This is a genomic window from Streptomyces sp. NPDC052036, assembly GCF_040680495.1.
Lineage (GTDB): Bacteria > Actinomycetota > Actinomycetes > Streptomycetales > Streptomycetaceae > Streptomyces.
Genome location: NZ_JBFAWW010000034.1, coordinates 71,562 through 87,489, shown reverse-complemented (window position 1 = coordinate 87,489; position 15,928 = coordinate 71,562). Strand labels below are relative to the sequence as shown.

Below are 15,928 nucleotides of genomic sequence, written 5' to 3'. Positions count from 1 at the left end.
CGTACTGCAGCCATATCGTCCGGAGTCACGCTCTCTCAACGCCACACCAGGCCCGGAGGACACACGTCACCACAGCCGACCTGACCAAGCCCTGCCAGCCACCCGCGCGTGTGCCGGTGACGTCCCGCCCTGGGGCCGTCGGCACTCCTGTTCCATCCGGGGGTGCGCAGCCTCTCACGGCCGCTGCGCACCGCCGAGGCATGCGCGCCGCTCGGCTGGGGCACGGATGCGGACATCATCGATGGACGCTACGACTTCCCTACCGGCATCCGGCCCGGATGATCAACGCGCGGGCCGGGGTGCCGCCTGGCACCCCCTTGATCAGGACGGCTTCGCGGCCGGGTGTGACAGGGTGGGGTCCTGGGCTCTCGGCACGGGGGCGCCTGGCCCTCTGGAAACCTGACGGGCTCTGCACGCCGGTGCGGCGTAACGTCGTTTTTGTGGATGTCGCTGCGGACAGTCTTGTGTCCCGTGCCGCGCGTGAGGTCAGTCTGCGAGCAGACGAGCTGATCCATGATGTGGAGCGGTCCTTGCAGCGTGAAGTTCCTCAGGTGTGGGAAGACCCGGACATCGCCCGCATGACGGCGCAGAACGTCGCTGAGCACGTTCTCGCGGCGTTGGCCGGTCTGGTGGACGGTATCGAGCCGGGCCGGATCGAAACGCCGGCTGGCGACCCTGACCGTGCGGGTCGGCTGGCCCGCCGCGGGATCCCGCTGAGCGTGATGCTGCGGGCCTTCCGGCTCGGGCAGGGTGTCATCGTCGACCGGCTGCTCGAGGAGATGCCGCGGCTGACCGACGATGCCGAGTTGATCAGCGCTGCGGCGCGTACGCTGATCGTGACGATGGCCGGTTACATCGACCGCATCTCGGAGCAGGGCGTGACGGTCTACCAGGGGGAGCGGGATCGGCGACTGCAGTGGCGGCTGTCGATGGTGAACGAGGCGGGCATGCGCATCGGCACCACGCTGGACATCGCCCGAACCGCGCAAGAACTGGCGGACCTCGCCACCGAGCGCTTCGCCGACCTGGTCACCGTCGACCTGCTCGACTCTGTGCTGCACGGAAACGACGTCCCGGGCGAGGGCTCTTTGACGTTGAGGCGGGTCGCCCAGCGATCGGTGGTGGAGGGCGACCCGGTATCGACGATCCGGCCGCAGCAGCTCCACGTCCCTGCGCAGGGTTCGCCGCCGGCTCGCGCCCTGATCACCGGTCAGCCCTCCCGCCGCATCCGCCCGGCAATGCCCCGTGATGTCGTCGGCGGTGGCCAACTGGCCCATTCGACGCTGGTGGTGCCCCTGCGGGCACGGGGCTCCACACTGGGCGTCGCGCAGTTCATCCGGCACCGCAACCCCGATCTCTTCGACGACGAGGACCTGCTCCTTGCCCAGGGGATCGCCGCCAGGGCGGCGATGGCCGTCGACAACGCCCGCCGCTACACGCATGCGCGTGCCACCGCTCTCACCCTGCAGCGCAGCCTGCTCCCGCAGCACACCGCGGAGCAGTCAGCCGTGGAGATCGCCTCCCGCTACCTGCCCGCGGGGGCCCAGGCCGGGGTGGGCGGCGACTGGTACGACGTCATCCCGCTGTCCGGGGCCCGCGTCGCCCTGGTGGTGGGTGACGTGGTCGGACGCGGCATCCATGCCGCCGCCACCATGGGGCGGCTGCGGACCGCCGTGCGCACCCTGGCCGACATCGACCTGCCGCCCGACGAACTCCTCACCCACCTGGACGACGTCGTCATCCGCCTGTCCGCCGAAGCCTCCACTGACCCGACCGTCGAAGCGGCCGGGGACATCGGCGCGACCTGCCTGTACGCCGTCTACGACCCCGTTTCCCGCCAGTGCGCTCTCGCCCGCGCGGGGCACGTGCCGCCCGCCGTGGTGAGCCGGGACGGAACCGCCGACCTCCTCGACCTGCCCCCCGGACCGCCGCTGGGTCTGGGCGGCCTGCCGTTCGAGGTGGCGGAGTTCGACCTGCCCGAAGGCAGCCTCCTCGCCCTGTACACCGATGGCCTGATCGAAGCCCGCGACCACGACATCGAAGCGGGTATCGCCCTGCTCCGCCAAGCCCTCGCCCAGCCCGCTGTGTCCCTGCAAGCCACGTGCGACACCGTGCTCGAGGCTTTGCTGCCCGCTGATCGACCGCACGACGATGTCGCCCTGCTCCTGGCCCGCACCCACGTCCTTGGGGCTCGCCAAGTCGCCAGCTGGGGCGTGGAAGCCGACCCCGTCGCCGTGGCCCGGGCCCGTTCGGACGTCGCCCAGCAGCTGAGCAGGTGGGGGCTGGAGGAGCTCGAGTTCACCGCCGAACTGATGGTCAGCGAACTGGTCACCAACGCCATACGTTACGGTCGCCCTCCCATAGGGCTGCGCCTGATCCACGACCGTGCCCTGGTGTGCGAGGTCTCCGACACGAGTAGCACCACCCCTCACCTGCGCCGGGCCCGCACCTTCGACGAGGGAGGACGGGGCCTGCTTCTGGTCGCCCAGATCGCGGAGCACTGGGGAACACGCCACGCCCGACAGGGCAAGACGGTCTGGGCCGAGCTGAACGAGAAGGCGTCCGCCGGATTCTCGGCACGGGACTCCTTGTAGGTTCAACGATGGTCAAGAGCCCTGCAGGAGCTGAAGGCGCGTACATGCGATCACGCGGAAGGCGCGGTCGCAAGCAGCGCGCAGCTGAGCATCGTGTCGACCACGAGCTCTGAGCGTGATCAGCGGGGGCAGTCGATGTGCTGCTCGGACCAGATCGTCTTGCGGTTCTGGCCGTGGCGGCAGCCCCAGCGCGTGCCGAGCTGGGCGACGAGGAACAGGCCGCGTCCCCCTTCGTCGGTGGTGCGGGCGCGCCGCAGGCGGGGCTGGGTGCTGCTGGAGTCGGTGACCTCGCACACCAGAACGTTGTGGCGGATCAGGCGTAGTTCGGCTGGCGGACGGCCGTAGCGGATCGCGTTGGTGACCAGTTCGCTGACGATGAGTTCGGTGGTGAAGAGGAGGTCGTTCAGCCCCCACAGGGTGAGTTGGCGGGCTGCCCATTCTCGGGCTTCGCAGACGGCGGCCAGGTTGGCCGGGATCTCCCAGTGAGCAGTGTTCTTTGCCGGTACGGCGCGGGTGCGGGCCAGCAGCAGGGTCGCGTCGTCGCGGGGCATTTGGTCCACCAGGCCGGCGAGGAGGGCCCGGCCGGTTTCGTCCAGGGCACGGCCCGGACGGCAGGACGCGGCGAGGGCATCTGTCAGGCACCGCAGCCCTTGGTCGATGTCGCGGTCGCCCCGTTCGATCAGGCCGTCGGTGTAGAGGGCGAGGATGCTGCCCGGCTCGAGGTCGATCGTGGTGGTCTCGTACGGCATGCCGCTGACGGACAGCGGTGGCCCCGGGGAGATCCCGACGGGTTCGGCGCTCCCGCCGGGCCGGACCAGAACGGGGGGCGGGTGCCCGGCACTGGCCATGGTGCAGCGCTGGGTGACCGGGTCGTAGACCGCGTACAGGCAGGTGGCGCCGATGCTGTCGTGGCCGCCGGGCGGGGCTTCGGCCGCGAGGCGCTGGACCAGGTCCGCAATCCGGGTGAGCAGCTCGTCCGGCTCCATCTCGAGGTCCGCGAGCGTCTGGATGGCGGCGCGCAGGCGGCCCATGGTGGCACTTGCCGGCATGCCGTGGCCAACCACGTCTCCGGCGACAAGGGCCAGCCGGAGAGAAGGCAGGGCAATGGCGTCGTACCAGTCGCCGCTGATGTCCGCCCCGCCGCCTGCGGGCAGGTAGACGCCGGCGGTCTCGGCTGCCGCAGTGTCGGTCGTGGCCGGGGGAAGCAGGCGCTCTTGCAGCGCCACGGCCGCCCTGTGCTCGCGTGTGTAGCGGCGGGCGTTGTCGATGGCGAGCGCACCCCGCGAGGCGATCTGCTTCATGAGGTCCGCCTCGTCCTCGGTGAACGGGTCTGATCGGCCGGTGCGCCAGACCACGATGTCACCGAGGGTCAGGCCGCGCGCGTACAGCGGCGCCACCATCACCGTATGGGCGTCTTCCGGCAGAACATACTGGGCCGGCTGCGGGCCGCCGAACAGCGCGACGAAGTCCTCACGGCCATAGACGACGGTCTTGCCGTGCTGGGAGCTGCGCAGGAGAGGGTGGTCGGACAGGGGTGGGACGAGGCCGCCGTGCCGGATGCCGGCCGGCCACACAGCGTCGGCCGGCGCCAGGGCCGCGGTGCGCAGATGGAGATCTCCACCGCCCACCTGCCTGGATGGCTCGTCCCCCTCGAACACGGAATGCGCAAGGACGACTACGGCCAGATCTCCGAACGCCGGTGCGATGACGTCCGCAAGGTCTTGCGCGGTGCGCACGACATCCAGCGACGCTCCCACCCGCTCGGCCACCTCGCGGGCGAGATCCAGATGGCGGCGGGTACGCAGCTCGTCGGCGCTGTCGATGTACAGGGCCGCGACCCCTGTGGGCCGTCCTTTCCCGTCCTCCAGACGGAACGCGGACACAGACAGCGTGTGCGGTCGCGCCGGATCCTGCCGCCAGCGCACTTGCTGGTTCCTGCGGACCGCCGGGACGCCCGTCTGGAGCACCTGACGCAGGACTGCCTCGAGGTCCTCGGCATCCTCGGCGCACAGGACGCCGGACAGCCGGGTACCGGGCTGTACCGGCCGGCCGTCGAGAGCGCCCCGCGTGGCGTTCGTTTGCACAGTGGCGAGATCCGTGTCGTGCAAAGCGATGGTGATCCGGTCCTGCGAGGACAGTGCGCGCAGGAGAGCTGCGCCCTGCTCGTGGTCGGCGACGCTGTGTGTGGGTGCCGCAAGGACGAGGAACTCCGCCGAGCCCTCCACCTCTATGGTCCGGAAAGTGACATCGATGACGTCGCCGCACCGGTGCCGCAGCCGTACCCGGCCCGATGCCGGCATCTTCGGGCCATTACGCAGATCGTCGGGGAGATCGGCCATCAGTTCCCGCACAGGGCGGCCGCAGACCTCCTCGGCGGTGACACCGGTCAGGTCCTGTGCTGTCGCGGTCCATCGCACCACCGCACCGCGACCGTCGAGCACCGCGGCTGCCAGGCCGTCCAAGGAGTACGCCCCACCGGCCCCACCGGGATCGGATGAATATCCATTAATTGCGTTCACGTTCATTTGTGCACTTTCCTGCGAGGGTCTGTAGCGACGTCCGGGGCCACCTTCATCTCGGTGATCCACACAGCAGTCGTCGCCGGGGCCGGCAGCGCATCACGCAGCGGCCGTGGGGAACAGGTCCTGTTCGGCCCAGACGACCTTGCCGTCCGCGACGGAGCGGGAGCCCCACCTGCGGCACAGCCGAGCGACGAGGAAAAGACCGCGGCCGTTCTCGTCGAGGATGCGGGGATGACGGGGGCGCGGGCTTCTGGTGTCGCCATCGAAGACCTCGCACGTCAAAACCTGGTGCTGGATGAGCCGTAGGCGGTTGGGTCCCTCGCCGTAGCGGAGGGCGTTGGTGACCAGTTCACTGACGATCAGTTCCACCGTGGTCACCAGATGCTCAAGCCCCCATGCGCTGAGCTGACGGGCAGCCGCCCGCCTGGCGGTACAGACCGCGGTCGGCTCGCTCGGCAGGTCCCACGAGGCGACCTGGGCCGGCTGCAGTGCGCGGGTTCGCGCGAGGAGCAAGGTGACGTCGTCGGGCGGTGCCTGAGCCGGCAGGGTCTCGATCACCTGCGAGCACAGGTCCTCCAGGGGTGACTCAGGCTGTGCCAGGGCGGCTCCCAAGCGGTGCAGGCCGACGTCGATGTCGTCGTCGCGGGACTCGACCAGACCGTCGGTGTAGAGCGCGAGCAGGCTTCCCTCGGGCAGTTCCAGTTCCACGGACTCGAAGGGGACCAGTCCAAGGCCCAGGCCGAGGGGGGCTCCGGCGGGCAGGTCGGGAAAGACGACGTGCCCCTGCGGGTCGATGATCGCGGGCGGGGGGTGCCCGGCCCGCGCCATCGTGCACTGGCGGGTGACCGGGTCGTAGACGGTATACAGGCAGGTGGCACCCGCCACAGCCGGGACTTGGTCCGGATCGTCGGCGTCTTCCTCGCTCAGCCGCCGGACCGTGTCATCCAGGTGCGCCAGCAGCTCATGAGGAGGCAGATCCATGTCCGCGAGCGTGCGGACGGCGGTGCGCAGCCGGCCCATCGCTGCCGCCGCGTTGAGACCGTGCCCGACGACATCGCCGACGACGAGGGCCACCCGGGCGCCGGACAGCTCGATCACGTCGAACCAGTCACCCCCCACGCCGTACTCCATATCGGCCGGCACATAGCGCGAGGCCACCTCGACGGCGGCACCGCCCTGCACCCGGTGGGGAAGCAGGTCGCGTTGCAGCGTGAGGGCCGCGGTGCGCTCACGCGCGTACCGGAGGGCGTTGTCCAGGCAGAGAGCGGCCCGGGTGACGAGTTCCTCGGCGAGGAGCAGGTCGTCCTCCTGGAACGGCTTCTGTTCCTCGGAGCGGCCGAACAGCGCCAGTCCCAGCACGCAGCGCCGCGCACGGATGGGCACGACCATCAAAGAGTGGACGCCGCTGTCCCGCACCTTCTGCGCCCGCACCGGGTCATTGTCGACCCACGGGCCGGCCTGGGTGTCCAGCACCGGCTCCAGGTGAGACCTGCCCGTGCGCAGGACGGCAGCGAACGGCGAGCCCGGGTGGGCGTGGCGCACCTCTTCCCGCGCCCACGGCAACTCCAGGACACCCAGGTCGATGGAGGCCAGACCGGCACGGCGCAGCGGCGGCAGGCGGCCGCTCGTCGTGCCGGTCCGTGGCGAGGGCTCCACGCCGAACGGAACCGACTCCACCAGATCGACGAGGGCGTGGTCGGCCAGCAGGGGCACAGCGATCTCGGCCAGTTCCTGCCCGGTCTGCATGACGTCGAGGCTGCTGCCGATGCGCGTGCTGGCTTCGCTGAGGATGGCCAGGCGCTCGCGCGCCCGCCGGTTGCCGGTGACATCCACGCTCAGGGAGCACACCCCCAGCGGCTTGCCGTCCGCGTCCTGGAGGCAGAAGAACGAGGCCGAGAACACGTGCTCCCGATGCCGGCCGGCCGGTGGCCACGCCCGGTACTCGTGGACCATGGTGGTACCGCTCTCCAGCACCTGCCGCATCACCACCTCGAGCGCTTCAGCCTCGAAACCGGGCAGCGAATCCTTCAGACGTTGCCCGAACCGTCGGTCACGAGGAATTCCGTCGTGGCTCTCCATGGCGTCGTTCACCCACGTGCAGCGCAGCTGCAGGTCACGAACGACGATGCCGACCGGTGCGTGGGCGAGCAGCGACTCGCGTACTGATCCGTCCGCCGCTCCCGAGGAGAGCGCGCCTATGTCGGCCCCGGACACCAGCCACCGGGTGGCGGCGCCCTGTCCCCACAGCAGCGAGATCCGCAGCGTCATGGTGAGCATGCGGCCGTCGCGGTGGCGGACCGCCACGGTGCCGGACCAGCCACCTTGCGCACGGCACTGCTCGGCGAACGCCGACGTCCTGCCGGCGTCCCCGGGGGGCGACAGTACGTGTGCGGCCGACCGGCCCACCACCTCCCCGGCCGAATACCCGACCAGCTGCTCGGCGGCGTGCGTCCACCCCACCACCGTCCCCTGCGCATCGAGCATCGCTATGGCCGCGTCGGGTATCTCGCGGGGGCTCACCGGCTCGGCGAGGGGCATGTGATCAGTGTTCGTCATCGAGGTTCGTCCCATAGGTGCGGGGGTGAGGGGGCGTCGGCATGCGGCATGGCAAGCCGTTGTGCAGCCGGGGTGAAACGGTGACGCCGGGGCTGAGGATCACCCGGGCGGCAGCAGCCGCCTCGGGTGTGCGACTCGGCCGCTGGTTGAGCGGCCCACCGGCGCGGCATCCGTCTGCCTTGGGATGCTTTGCCCATTTCTGATGAAATTATCAGAGACGACCATCTTCTCGTCAATACCCCCAGAACTGATCACATCATCAGATGTGGTGGGATGGCGTGAATGGGTGGGCTTCCCGCTCCGGCCGGGGGCTGCTCCCCCGCGTGGCTGCGGAGTCGCGAGGGGGCGGCGTCCGGGGTGGACGGTTGAGGCCTCAGGTGTGATGATGAATTCATCACAAATGGTGCTTTTGTCAGGAGGGGTGTCCATGACGGCCCCGTCCATGAACCGATTCGAACGCCGCCGGGCCGACACCCGGCAGGCGCTCGTCCGCGCCGCGCGGACGATCCTGGCCGAACCCGGCGGCACCAGTGCCAGCATTCGCGCCATCGCGGAGCGCGCGGACGTAGGCTTCGGCTCCTTCTACAACCACTTCACGGGCAAACCAGATCTTTTCGACGCGGCCGTGGCGGATGCACTGGAGGAGTACGCCCAGGCCGTCGACAAACGCCTGCACGGCCTTGACGACCCCGCCGAGCGCCTTGCCGGGGGCGTGCGGCTCGGCGCACGCCTGGCCGAGTCGCACCCGGAGATCATGCGGGTCCTTTGCCACAGCGAGCTGAGTCGCATATGTGCCGGTCACGGGCTGGCTCCCCGTGCGAAGCGCGACGTGGAGCAGGGCATGGCCTCGGGCCGATTCACCGTGGTCGAGCCCTTCATCGTCCTGACCGTGCTGAACGGCAGCCTGCTGGCGCTCCTGGAACTGTGGCTGAAGCGGCCCGAAGCCGACAGCGACCGCGCCGCAGGCAAAATGGCCGAGTCGCTCCTGCACATGCTCGGCCTCTCCCCGGATGAGGCCCGTACCCTCGCCCGACGTCCCCTTCCCGATCCGCCATGAAGAGCGTCACGCCCCCTGCCTGCCGTCATGGTGTGCCGGCTCGCAGTCCTCCTGAGCCGGCCCCGCGGCCTCCTCGCGCGTGCGCAGGATGAAAACGCCCCACCCGGGGCGGCCTCCTCCAGGTTGACCCAGGGCCGCGTCCGGGTTCCGGTGGCGATCGGCAGCCGGACGCACCTCGGCAGGGCCCGGTCCGCCGGCAGGCACCGAACCGCCGCTCCGCGCCCCGTGCCAGCGCATCGGCAGGCCAGTGGTGTCCGCTGCCGCCGGGCCGAGCGGCGCCTGATGGGGCAGCGCGGCCTGTCGTGGGAGACGGGATGCGCCCCCGGCCAGGGCCAGCGGGCCGGCGCAACCTCCTTGTGCGGCCTCTGCGCGGCCCGCAGCCCGCCCGGCGACGCGCTGACGATGACGTTACGGCCGCCCTTGGGGCTGTGGGGGAGACCCTGCACGCGCGCACGGCGATTGCTCCAGGGGCGCCGACGGCAACTGTCAGCCCCAAGCGTGGCCGAGGTTGAACGCGGCGCTGATGAGGGCGGGGCGGGTGAAAGCCCGCGGGAGGCTGCCCATCTCCTCTCCGGCGCGGCTGATCTCCTCGGTGCACAGGCCGAGACGGTTGACGTGGGTGAGCCTCCCCTCAAAGGCCAGGCGGGCTTCGTCCAGGCGCCCGGCGGGGGTGAGGGCGGGTCTTGTCCGTCGGGTGCGGCCAGGTCCGGGGCGGCGCGGCCCAGCCTCTGCGGTGTCCCGGTCGTCTCGCCGGCCAGCAGGCCCGTGAACGCGGCGCACACCGTCGGGGGCGTGCGGGCCGGCTCCCCCTCGACGTTTCCATACGTCGTATGGTAATACTGGCAAGGTCCTTCCATACGCCGTATGGGAGCTTTGCTCGGACCGCGCCAGGCGCCACACATCGCCGGCACAAGCCGTTGGTGCAGACCGCACCGACCGGGAAGGAAAGACCATGAAGAAGCTCACGACGCGCATCGCTGCCGCTGCTTCCTGCGCGGCGGTCGCCGGTATCGCCGTTCTGGGTGCCGGGGGCACCGCTTCGGCCGCGGCCCCTGTGTCCGCGCACGTCCACCGCCCGGCCGCCGGCGCCAAGGCCGACTACCGCTGGGACCACGGTGTCGGCTACCTGATCGAGCAGGGCTGCTCCTGGGACGACATCCGCGGCCGGCACCGCGACCACCGCGTCACCGGCTCGACCCGGCACGGTCGCGATGGCCGCTTCTGCCGCTGGGACGGCAAGGGATGCTGCGACTGGAAGTCCGGCAGCTCGTACCGGCATGACCGCAACCGCTACGAGCACGACGGCCGGATCCACGGTGACCGGTGAGACCCAAGCGCCTGCGCCCGCTAGTGCAGGGGCGTGCCCTCGCTGTGATGCCGGACGGCGGCAGGGGCGCGACCGGTGATCCAGGTATCAGCGCTCCTCACCCGCTCCCAGGCGGCCGGCTGACTGAGGGCCTGGCCCTCGCTGCGGACACCCGCCATGAGCCGCAGGCTCGCGTCGCCCAGCTACCGCGACACCGCCAACCGGGCGGTGTGACGATGCCGTCAAGCGCCCGGGACCTGTCCTAAACCCTCTCCCTTCGTTGCCTCTTCGCTGCTGGCCCAGCGAAGCGGGCCAGCCAAGACAGAGACCTCCTGGAGTGAAAGTCGATGGAGTCTTTGAAGAACGTCGTGCAAGGTGTAGCCGTGCAGCTCGTTATCTCGCGCTGCTACTCGCTGCCCATATGCATGCGCCTGCGGTACGAGCCCGCTGACCCGTATGTCGTCCGCGCCGTCTTCTTCGTCGACGGTGACGATCCGGTTGAATGGGTCCTGGGACGTGATCTTCTGGTCGACGGCCTCAGAGGTCCCGCAGGCGACGGGGACATCCGGATCTGGTCGGCCGTGTGCCGTGGTGACCAGACGATGTACATCTCCCTCCGGTCTTCCGCGGGCACCGCCTTGCTCGAGGCTTCCGTGCAGGACGTCAAAACATTCCTGGGGAACACGCAGGATCTGGTGCCGCAGGGCACCGAGTCCGCACACATCGACTGGCCCGTCGAACTGGCGAACCTGCTCGCGGAACGCTGAGACAAGCCCCAACTTCCCTTGCGGAATACATCGGTCGCACGCTCCCTCGTCCGCTGCGCCGGACGGAGGATCCCGACACGGCCTTTCACAGCACCCGGGCGATGGGCCAGTGGCGGACTCAACGGCCAACGATTCCGCCGGCGATGACCGGGCGCCGTCCGGTTGCGTGATTGAGTGCTTCCATCGGCCCTTGAACGCTTGATGCGTCGGAGCTGGCCGGCAGCCCGATGACGTGACGAAACACAGCGCCCGTGGCGGATCATGAACATCCTGATCGTAGGCGGCAGTGGCTTCCTGGGCCGCGAGTTGGCTCAGCAGGCATTGGCAACCGGGCACGCCGTGATGAGGGAAGGCTGCGGCCGAAACCGCGATCCGCCTGTTCGCCCGGCCGCCGCCATCGCTCACACCTCGCTGATCACCGGCGGCGATGGCTCCGTGCACGGGTCATTCATCCACGATCTGATCACCAGGCGACGAAACGGCGTGCTCTCGAGCTGACCGCCTCCGATCCTGCAAGCGTGTGCCACCGTGCAGGATCAGATGCAGTCAGCCGTTACGAGCTCGGTGTCCTGATCGTCGAACGCGAGGGATGGGACGCCTCCGTGCCGACCGCCGCGCCGACAACGATTCCCCGGCGCGCCGGACGTCCGCTTGGACTCGGGTGCGGCGCACAGTGCGTACTGACCTGCGCGGCGCCCGCGGCTTCCTGCGGTGCGAGCCTCGTACCTCTTTCCCCGGCCCCCGGCAGACCATGTCCGTCAGCCGGCGCGGGATTGCGGCAGACCCTCCCCGGGGGCAGGGCGAAGCGGCCCCTCCGGCACGCGGTGAGGTCTGGTCCACCGGGGGAGCGACGGACTCAGGCCTGCGTCAACGGGGCCATGCCCGCCTCTGGCGCGCTTGCTCTCGGGTGAACGGTGGAGCAGATGGCGGTGCCTCCTTGTGCGCCCGCAGTCTGTGCTCGCCCGGCCGCGGGCCGCCTCAGGCCGCCCGCGTCCTGGGGCCGCGGGCTCAACGGCCGGTGCCCTGGCCGTCGGTATCGGTGGTGAGCCGGTTTTCCAGGCCCGAGATGAGTGTGTCCAGCACCATGCGGAACATGTGGTCCTCGTCGGGGCCTGCACCCGTGGGTCCGTCTTCGGCGGCAGTGGTGGTGGGCGTGAGGTTCGACCACTGGTGGAGTGCGCCGTTGAGTTCGGCGGTGAGGACGCCGATGACGACGGCGCACATGACGGCGGCGACCTGCGGGATCTGTGAGTGCGGGACCCCGGCGGCCTCCAGTATCGCGGTGAGCGCGGCCCAGAAGGGGTCTTCGGGCTGGATGAAGTCCGGCTGGCCGAAGGAGTAGGCCATGAGGTTGGGGTGGCGGTGCGCCAGGGTGCGGAAATCCGTGGCGAGTAGGCGGATGCGCTCCTGCCAGGGGGCGTCCTGCAGCGTCACGGTGCGGAACTGGGCGCCGACCATTCTCGCCACGCCGCGCAGCAGGGCGTCCTTGTTGGGCACGTGGTGGTACAGCGACATCGGGTTGGCGTCCAGCACGGTGGCGAGTTTGCGCATGGTGAGCGCCTCGACCCCGTCCGCGTCGATGAGCTGCAGGGCGGCGGCATAGATCCCGGCCTCGGTCAGAGGCACGTCTCTCTTTCGCGTCCCGCGCGGGGGGCGCCTCACCTTTTCCATACCGCGTACGGTACCAGCCCGTGCAGCGTACGGAAGGAGCCCGATTGCGGCGGGCGGGGGAGTCGCGCCGTCGGTCTGGAGGGGCGCTCGACCTTCCGTACGCCGTATGGTATCAATTCCATACGGCGTATGTTTCTGTGGCGCATCGCAGCACCCACCGGTGCCCTTGCCCATCCCTCACACCAAGGAGCAAGCCATGACCACCGCGAACGGCCTTCGCCCCATTCGGTCCCCGCGCGGGGTCCCCCTCCTCGGCAACACGCCGCAGATCCCCGACACCAACCCCGCCGCGTACATCGCCGGGCTGTCCCAGCAGTTCCCAGAGGGCATCTTCAGCCTGGACATCGCCGGCCAGGAGAACGTCTTCGTCTACGACCCGGACCTGATCACCGAGGTCTGCGACGAGACCCGTTTCGGTAAGCCGATCTTCGCGCCGCTGACCCATGTCCGGGACTACACCGGCGCGGGCCTGTTCACGGCCGCCGACGACGAAGAGGTCTGGGGTATGGCGCACCGCATCCTCATGCCGGCCTTCAGCCAGCGGGCCATGAAGAGCTACTTCGGGCAGATGCTGGAGATCGCCCGGAATCTGGTGGGCAAGTGGGAGCACAGGCAGGGTCAGCCCGTCAACATCACGGACGACTACACCCGGCTCACCCTGGACACCATCGCCCTGTCGGGGTTCGGCTACCGGTTCGACTCCTTCGCCAAGGAGGAGCTGCACCCCTTCCTCAACGCGCTGCTGGAGGCGCTGATCGAGTCGATGCGGCGCTCGCAGGAGCTGCCGATGATGACCAGGATGCGCAAGGCGGATGACAAGAAGTACCGCGAGAACATCCAGCTGATGCGGGATCTGGTCGAGAGCGTGATCAAGGAGCGCCGCCAGGGGAGGAGCAGCGGTGAGGAGGACCTGCTGGGTCTGATGCTGCAGGCCACCGACCCGGAGACCGGCAGGCCGCTGGACGACGCCAACGTCCGTGACCAGGTGGTGACGTTCCTGATCGCCGGTCACGAGACCACCAGTGGTCTGCTGTCGTTCGCCACGTACTCGCTGATGCGCAATCCGCACGTCCTGGCCCAGGCCTACGCCGAGGTGGACCGCCTGATGCCCGGCGACACCGTCCCGGACTACGACACGATCATGAAACTGGATGTCATCCCGCGCATCCTCGAAGAGACCCTGCGCCTGTGGGCTCCGATCCCGCAGATCATGAAGTCCCCGCTGGAGGACACCGTCATCGGCGGCCGCTACCAGCTGAAGCAGGGCACGAAAACGGTCCTGCTGATGGGTCCGCTGCACACCCATCCCAAGGCGTGGGAGCGGCCGGATGAGTTCGACATCGACCGGTGGCTGCCGGAGAACCGCCCCCAGCACCACCCGCACGCTTACAAGCCGTTCGGCAACGGCCGCCGTGCCTGCATCGGCCGGCAGTTCGCGCTCACCGAGGCCCGCCTGGCGCTGGCGCTGGCGCTGCAGAAGTTCAAGTTCTCCGACACGGTCGACTACAAGATGGACGTGCGGGAGGCGCTGACGCGCAAGCCCGGCGACTTCGAGCTGATCGTCCGCCGTCGTCAGGAGCACGAGCGGACCGTGTTCGGCGCCGCGGACCTGCAGACCGAGGACACGCAGGCGCAGGCCGCGGTCAGCGGTGTCGGGGTGAACCTCACCGTGGCCTACGGCTCGAGCCTGGGCTCGTGCGAGGACCTGGCGCGCACCATCGCCGACCGCGGCGAGCGCTCCGGGTTCGGCACCACCCTGGTCGGCCTGGACGAGCTGGGTGACAACCTGCCCACCGAGGGCCTGCTCGTCGTCGTGGCTTCCAGCTACAACGGCAAGGCCCCCGACAACGCGCAGCGTTTCGACGACCTGCTGGCCGCCGGACTGCCCGCCGGCTCGCTGTCGGACGTGCGGTTCGCGCTGCTGGGCGCCGGCAACACCCAGTGGGTGGCCACCTACCAGGCCTTCCCCAAGCGGATCGGGGAAGGCCTGCTGGCCGCCGGTGCCACCCCCGTCATCGAGCGCGGCATCGCGGACGCCGCCGGTGACTTCGACGGCATGGCCAGTCGCTGGATGAACACCCTGTGGACCACCCTGGCCGAGGAGTACGCCGCCGACACCTCCCAGGCCAGCGGCCCGCGCTACCAGGTCCAGCTGCTCACCGAGGCGGACGTGCGCCCCGCGATCGTCTCCGAGCAGGCCTACCCGCTGACGGTGGTGGCCAACGAGGAGCTCGTGGCCGACGCGACCGGCCTGTGGGACTTCCAGATCGAGCCGCCGCGCCCGTCGGCGAAGTCCATCACCATCGAACTCCCCGAGGGTGTCACCTACGACACCGGCAACCACCTGGCCGTCTTCGCCAAGAACGGGCCCGCGCTGGTCGACCGCGCCCTCGCCCGCCTCGGCGTCGACCGCGACCAGGTCCTGCGCCTGAACCAGCCGGCCGGCGGCCGCACCCACCTGCCGGTGGGCACCCCGGTCACCGCCGGCCTGCTGCTCAGCGAGTTCCTGGAGCTGCAGGACGTGGCCACCCGCTCCCAGATCCAGACGCTCGCCGAGTACACCCGGTGCCCCTGGACCCGGCCGCAGCTGCAGGCGTATACGGCCGAGACCGGGGAGGCCGAGGAGCGCTACCGCAGCGAGATCCTCGGCAAGCGCATCTCGGTGCTGGGCCTGCTGGAGCGCTTCCCGGCGGTCGAGCTCCCGCTGGCGGTGTTCCTGGAGATGACGGGCCCGATCCGCCCGCGCTTCTACTCCATCTCCTCCGCCCCGCTGGCCAGCCCGCGCCACGTCCGCCTGACCGTCGGCCTGCTGGAAGGCCCGGCCCTGTCCGGCGACGGCCACTACCGCGGCACCTGCTCCTCCTACATCGCCGGCCTCGAGCCCGGTGACGTCGTCTACGGCTACGTCCGTGTGCCCTCCCCGGCCTTCGCCCCGCCCGCCGACCCGGCCACGCCGCTGATCCTGATCGGCCCCGGTACCGGCATCGCGCCGCTGCGCGGCTTCCTGGAGGAGCGTGCCCACCAGCACGCGAACGGCACGCAGGCGGGCCTGTCGCAGGTGTTCGTCGGCTGCCGCCACCCCGAGCACGACTACTTCTACCGGCAGGAGATGCAGGACTGGGAGCAGGCCGGGATCGCCCAGGTGCACACCGCCTTCTCCGCGGTGACCGGCCACCCGGCCCGGTTCGTGCAGAACGCCATCGCCAATGCCGCCGACACGGTCTGGCAGGCCATCCAGGACGGCGCGTACGTCTACGTCTGCGGTGACGGCCGCCGCATGGCCCCCGCCGTCCGCGAGGCGCTCGCCGCGATCTACCGCGAGCGGACCGGCAGCGACGACGAGGCCGCCCAGCAGTGGCTCACCCGGCTCGAAGCCGACGAGCGCTACCAGCAGGACGTCTTCGCCTGACACCCCTGACGTCGGGGGCGTGCGGCGCACCTGGCCGTGCCGCACG

The 15,928-nt window shown here is 70.1% G+C and carries 9 protein-coding genes and 1 pseudogene; 6 read left to right on the top strand and 4 right to left on the bottom strand.

All coding sequences use genetic code 11. The annotated features are described in order from the left end of the window. The first annotated feature begins 440 nt into the window (after nt 1-440). Nucleotides 441-2,594 (top strand): SpoIIE family protein phosphatase, encoded by a 2,154-nt coding sequence (locus tag AB0L95_RS32960; protein ID WP_365168084.1) that lies wholly within the window; start codon nt 441-443, stop codon nt 2,592-2,594. A 119-nt stretch (nt 2,595-2,713) separates the two neighbouring features. On the opposite strand, the gene AB0L95_RS32955 is transcribed toward AB0L95_RS32960, so the two are convergent. Next, nucleotides 2,714-5,119: a SpoIIE family protein phosphatase gene (locus tag AB0L95_RS32955; RefSeq protein ID WP_365168082.1), complete on the bottom strand. Its 2,406-nt coding sequence runs from the start codon at nt 5,117-5,119 to the stop codon at nt 2,714-2,716. Nucleotides 5,120-5,212: 93 nt separating this feature from the next. Further along, complete coding sequence (locus AB0L95_RS32950) at nt 5,213-7,672, bottom strand: SpoIIE family protein phosphatase (RefSeq protein WP_365168079.1); 2,460 nt, start codon at nt 7,670-7,672, stop codon at nt 5,213-5,215. Nucleotides 7,673-8,093: 421 nt separating this feature from the next. Between AB0L95_RS32950 and AB0L95_RS32945 the strand changes: the two genes are divergently transcribed. Then, the gene (locus AB0L95_RS32945; protein WP_365168077.1) at nt 8,094-8,729 is read left to right on the top strand and encodes a TetR/AcrR family transcriptional regulator; all 636 of its coding nucleotides are present in this window, start codon (nt 8,094-8,096) and stop codon (nt 8,727-8,729) included. A gap of 486 nt (nt 8,730-9,215) precedes the next feature. Here AB0L95_RS32945 and AB0L95_RS32940 read toward each other — a convergent pair. Then, nucleotides 9,216-9,407 (bottom strand): annotated as a pseudogene (locus AB0L95_RS32940) (glycoside hydrolase family 15 protein); the annotation flags it as partial. A 274-nt stretch (nt 9,408-9,681) separates the two neighbouring features. Here AB0L95_RS32940 and AB0L95_RS32935 point away from each other — a divergent pair. From AB0L95_RS32935 to AB0L95_RS32925, 3 genes are all read left to right on the top strand, one after another. Then, nucleotides 9,682-10,056, top strand: coding sequence for a hypothetical protein (locus tag AB0L95_RS32935; protein WP_365168074.1), 375 nt, complete (start codon nt 9,682-9,684; stop codon nt 10,054-10,056). A 362-nt stretch (nt 10,057-10,418) separates the two neighbouring features. Continuing rightward, on the top strand, nt 10,419-10,802 hold the full coding sequence (locus AB0L95_RS32930) for an SsgA family sporulation/cell division regulator (protein ID WP_365168071.1): 384 nt from the start codon (nt 10,419-10,421) through the stop codon (nt 10,800-10,802). Nucleotides 10,803-11,063: 261 nt separating this feature from the next. Then, on the top strand, nt 11,064-11,300 hold the full coding sequence (locus tag AB0L95_RS32925) for a hypothetical protein (protein WP_365168068.1): 237 nt from the start codon (nt 11,064-11,066) through the stop codon (nt 11,298-11,300). Nucleotides 11,301-11,810: 510 nt separating this feature from the next. Here AB0L95_RS32925 and AB0L95_RS32920 read toward each other — a convergent pair. Then, a complete protein-coding gene (locus AB0L95_RS32920; RefSeq protein WP_365168065.1) occupies nt 11,811-12,428 on the bottom strand; it encodes a TetR/AcrR family transcriptional regulator in 618 nt (205 codons plus the stop codon). Between the two features lie 241 nt (nt 12,429-12,669). On the opposite strand from AB0L95_RS32920, the gene AB0L95_RS32915 reads away from it, so the two are divergent. Then, nucleotides 12,670-15,882 (top strand): cytochrome P450, encoded by a 3,213-nt coding sequence (locus AB0L95_RS32915; protein WP_365168062.1) that lies wholly within the window; start codon nt 12,670-12,672, stop codon nt 15,880-15,882. Nucleotides 15,883-15,928: the final 46 nt, after the last annotated feature.

Excerpts from the sequence above, each read along its gene's own strand:
- AB0L95_RS32955 (WP_365168082.1), bottom strand. The coding sequence starts at position 5,119 with ATGAACGTGAACGCAATTAATGGATATTCATCCGATCCCGGTGGGGCC.
- AB0L95_RS32925 (WP_365168068.1), top strand. The coding sequence starts at position 11,064 with ATGAACATCCTGATCGTAGGCGGCAGTGGCTTCCTGGGCCGCGAGTTG.
- AB0L95_RS32935 (WP_365168074.1), top strand. The coding sequence starts at position 9,682 with ATGAAGAAGCTCACGACGCGCATCGCTGCCGCTGCTTCCTGCGCGGCG.
- AB0L95_RS32950 (WP_365168079.1), bottom strand. The coding sequence starts at position 7,672 with ATGACGAACACTGATCACATGCCCCTCGCCGAGCCGGTGAGCCCCCGC.
- AB0L95_RS32915 (WP_365168062.1), top strand. The coding sequence starts at position 12,670 with ATGACCACCGCGAACGGCCTTCGCCCCATTCGGTCCCCGCGCGGGGTC.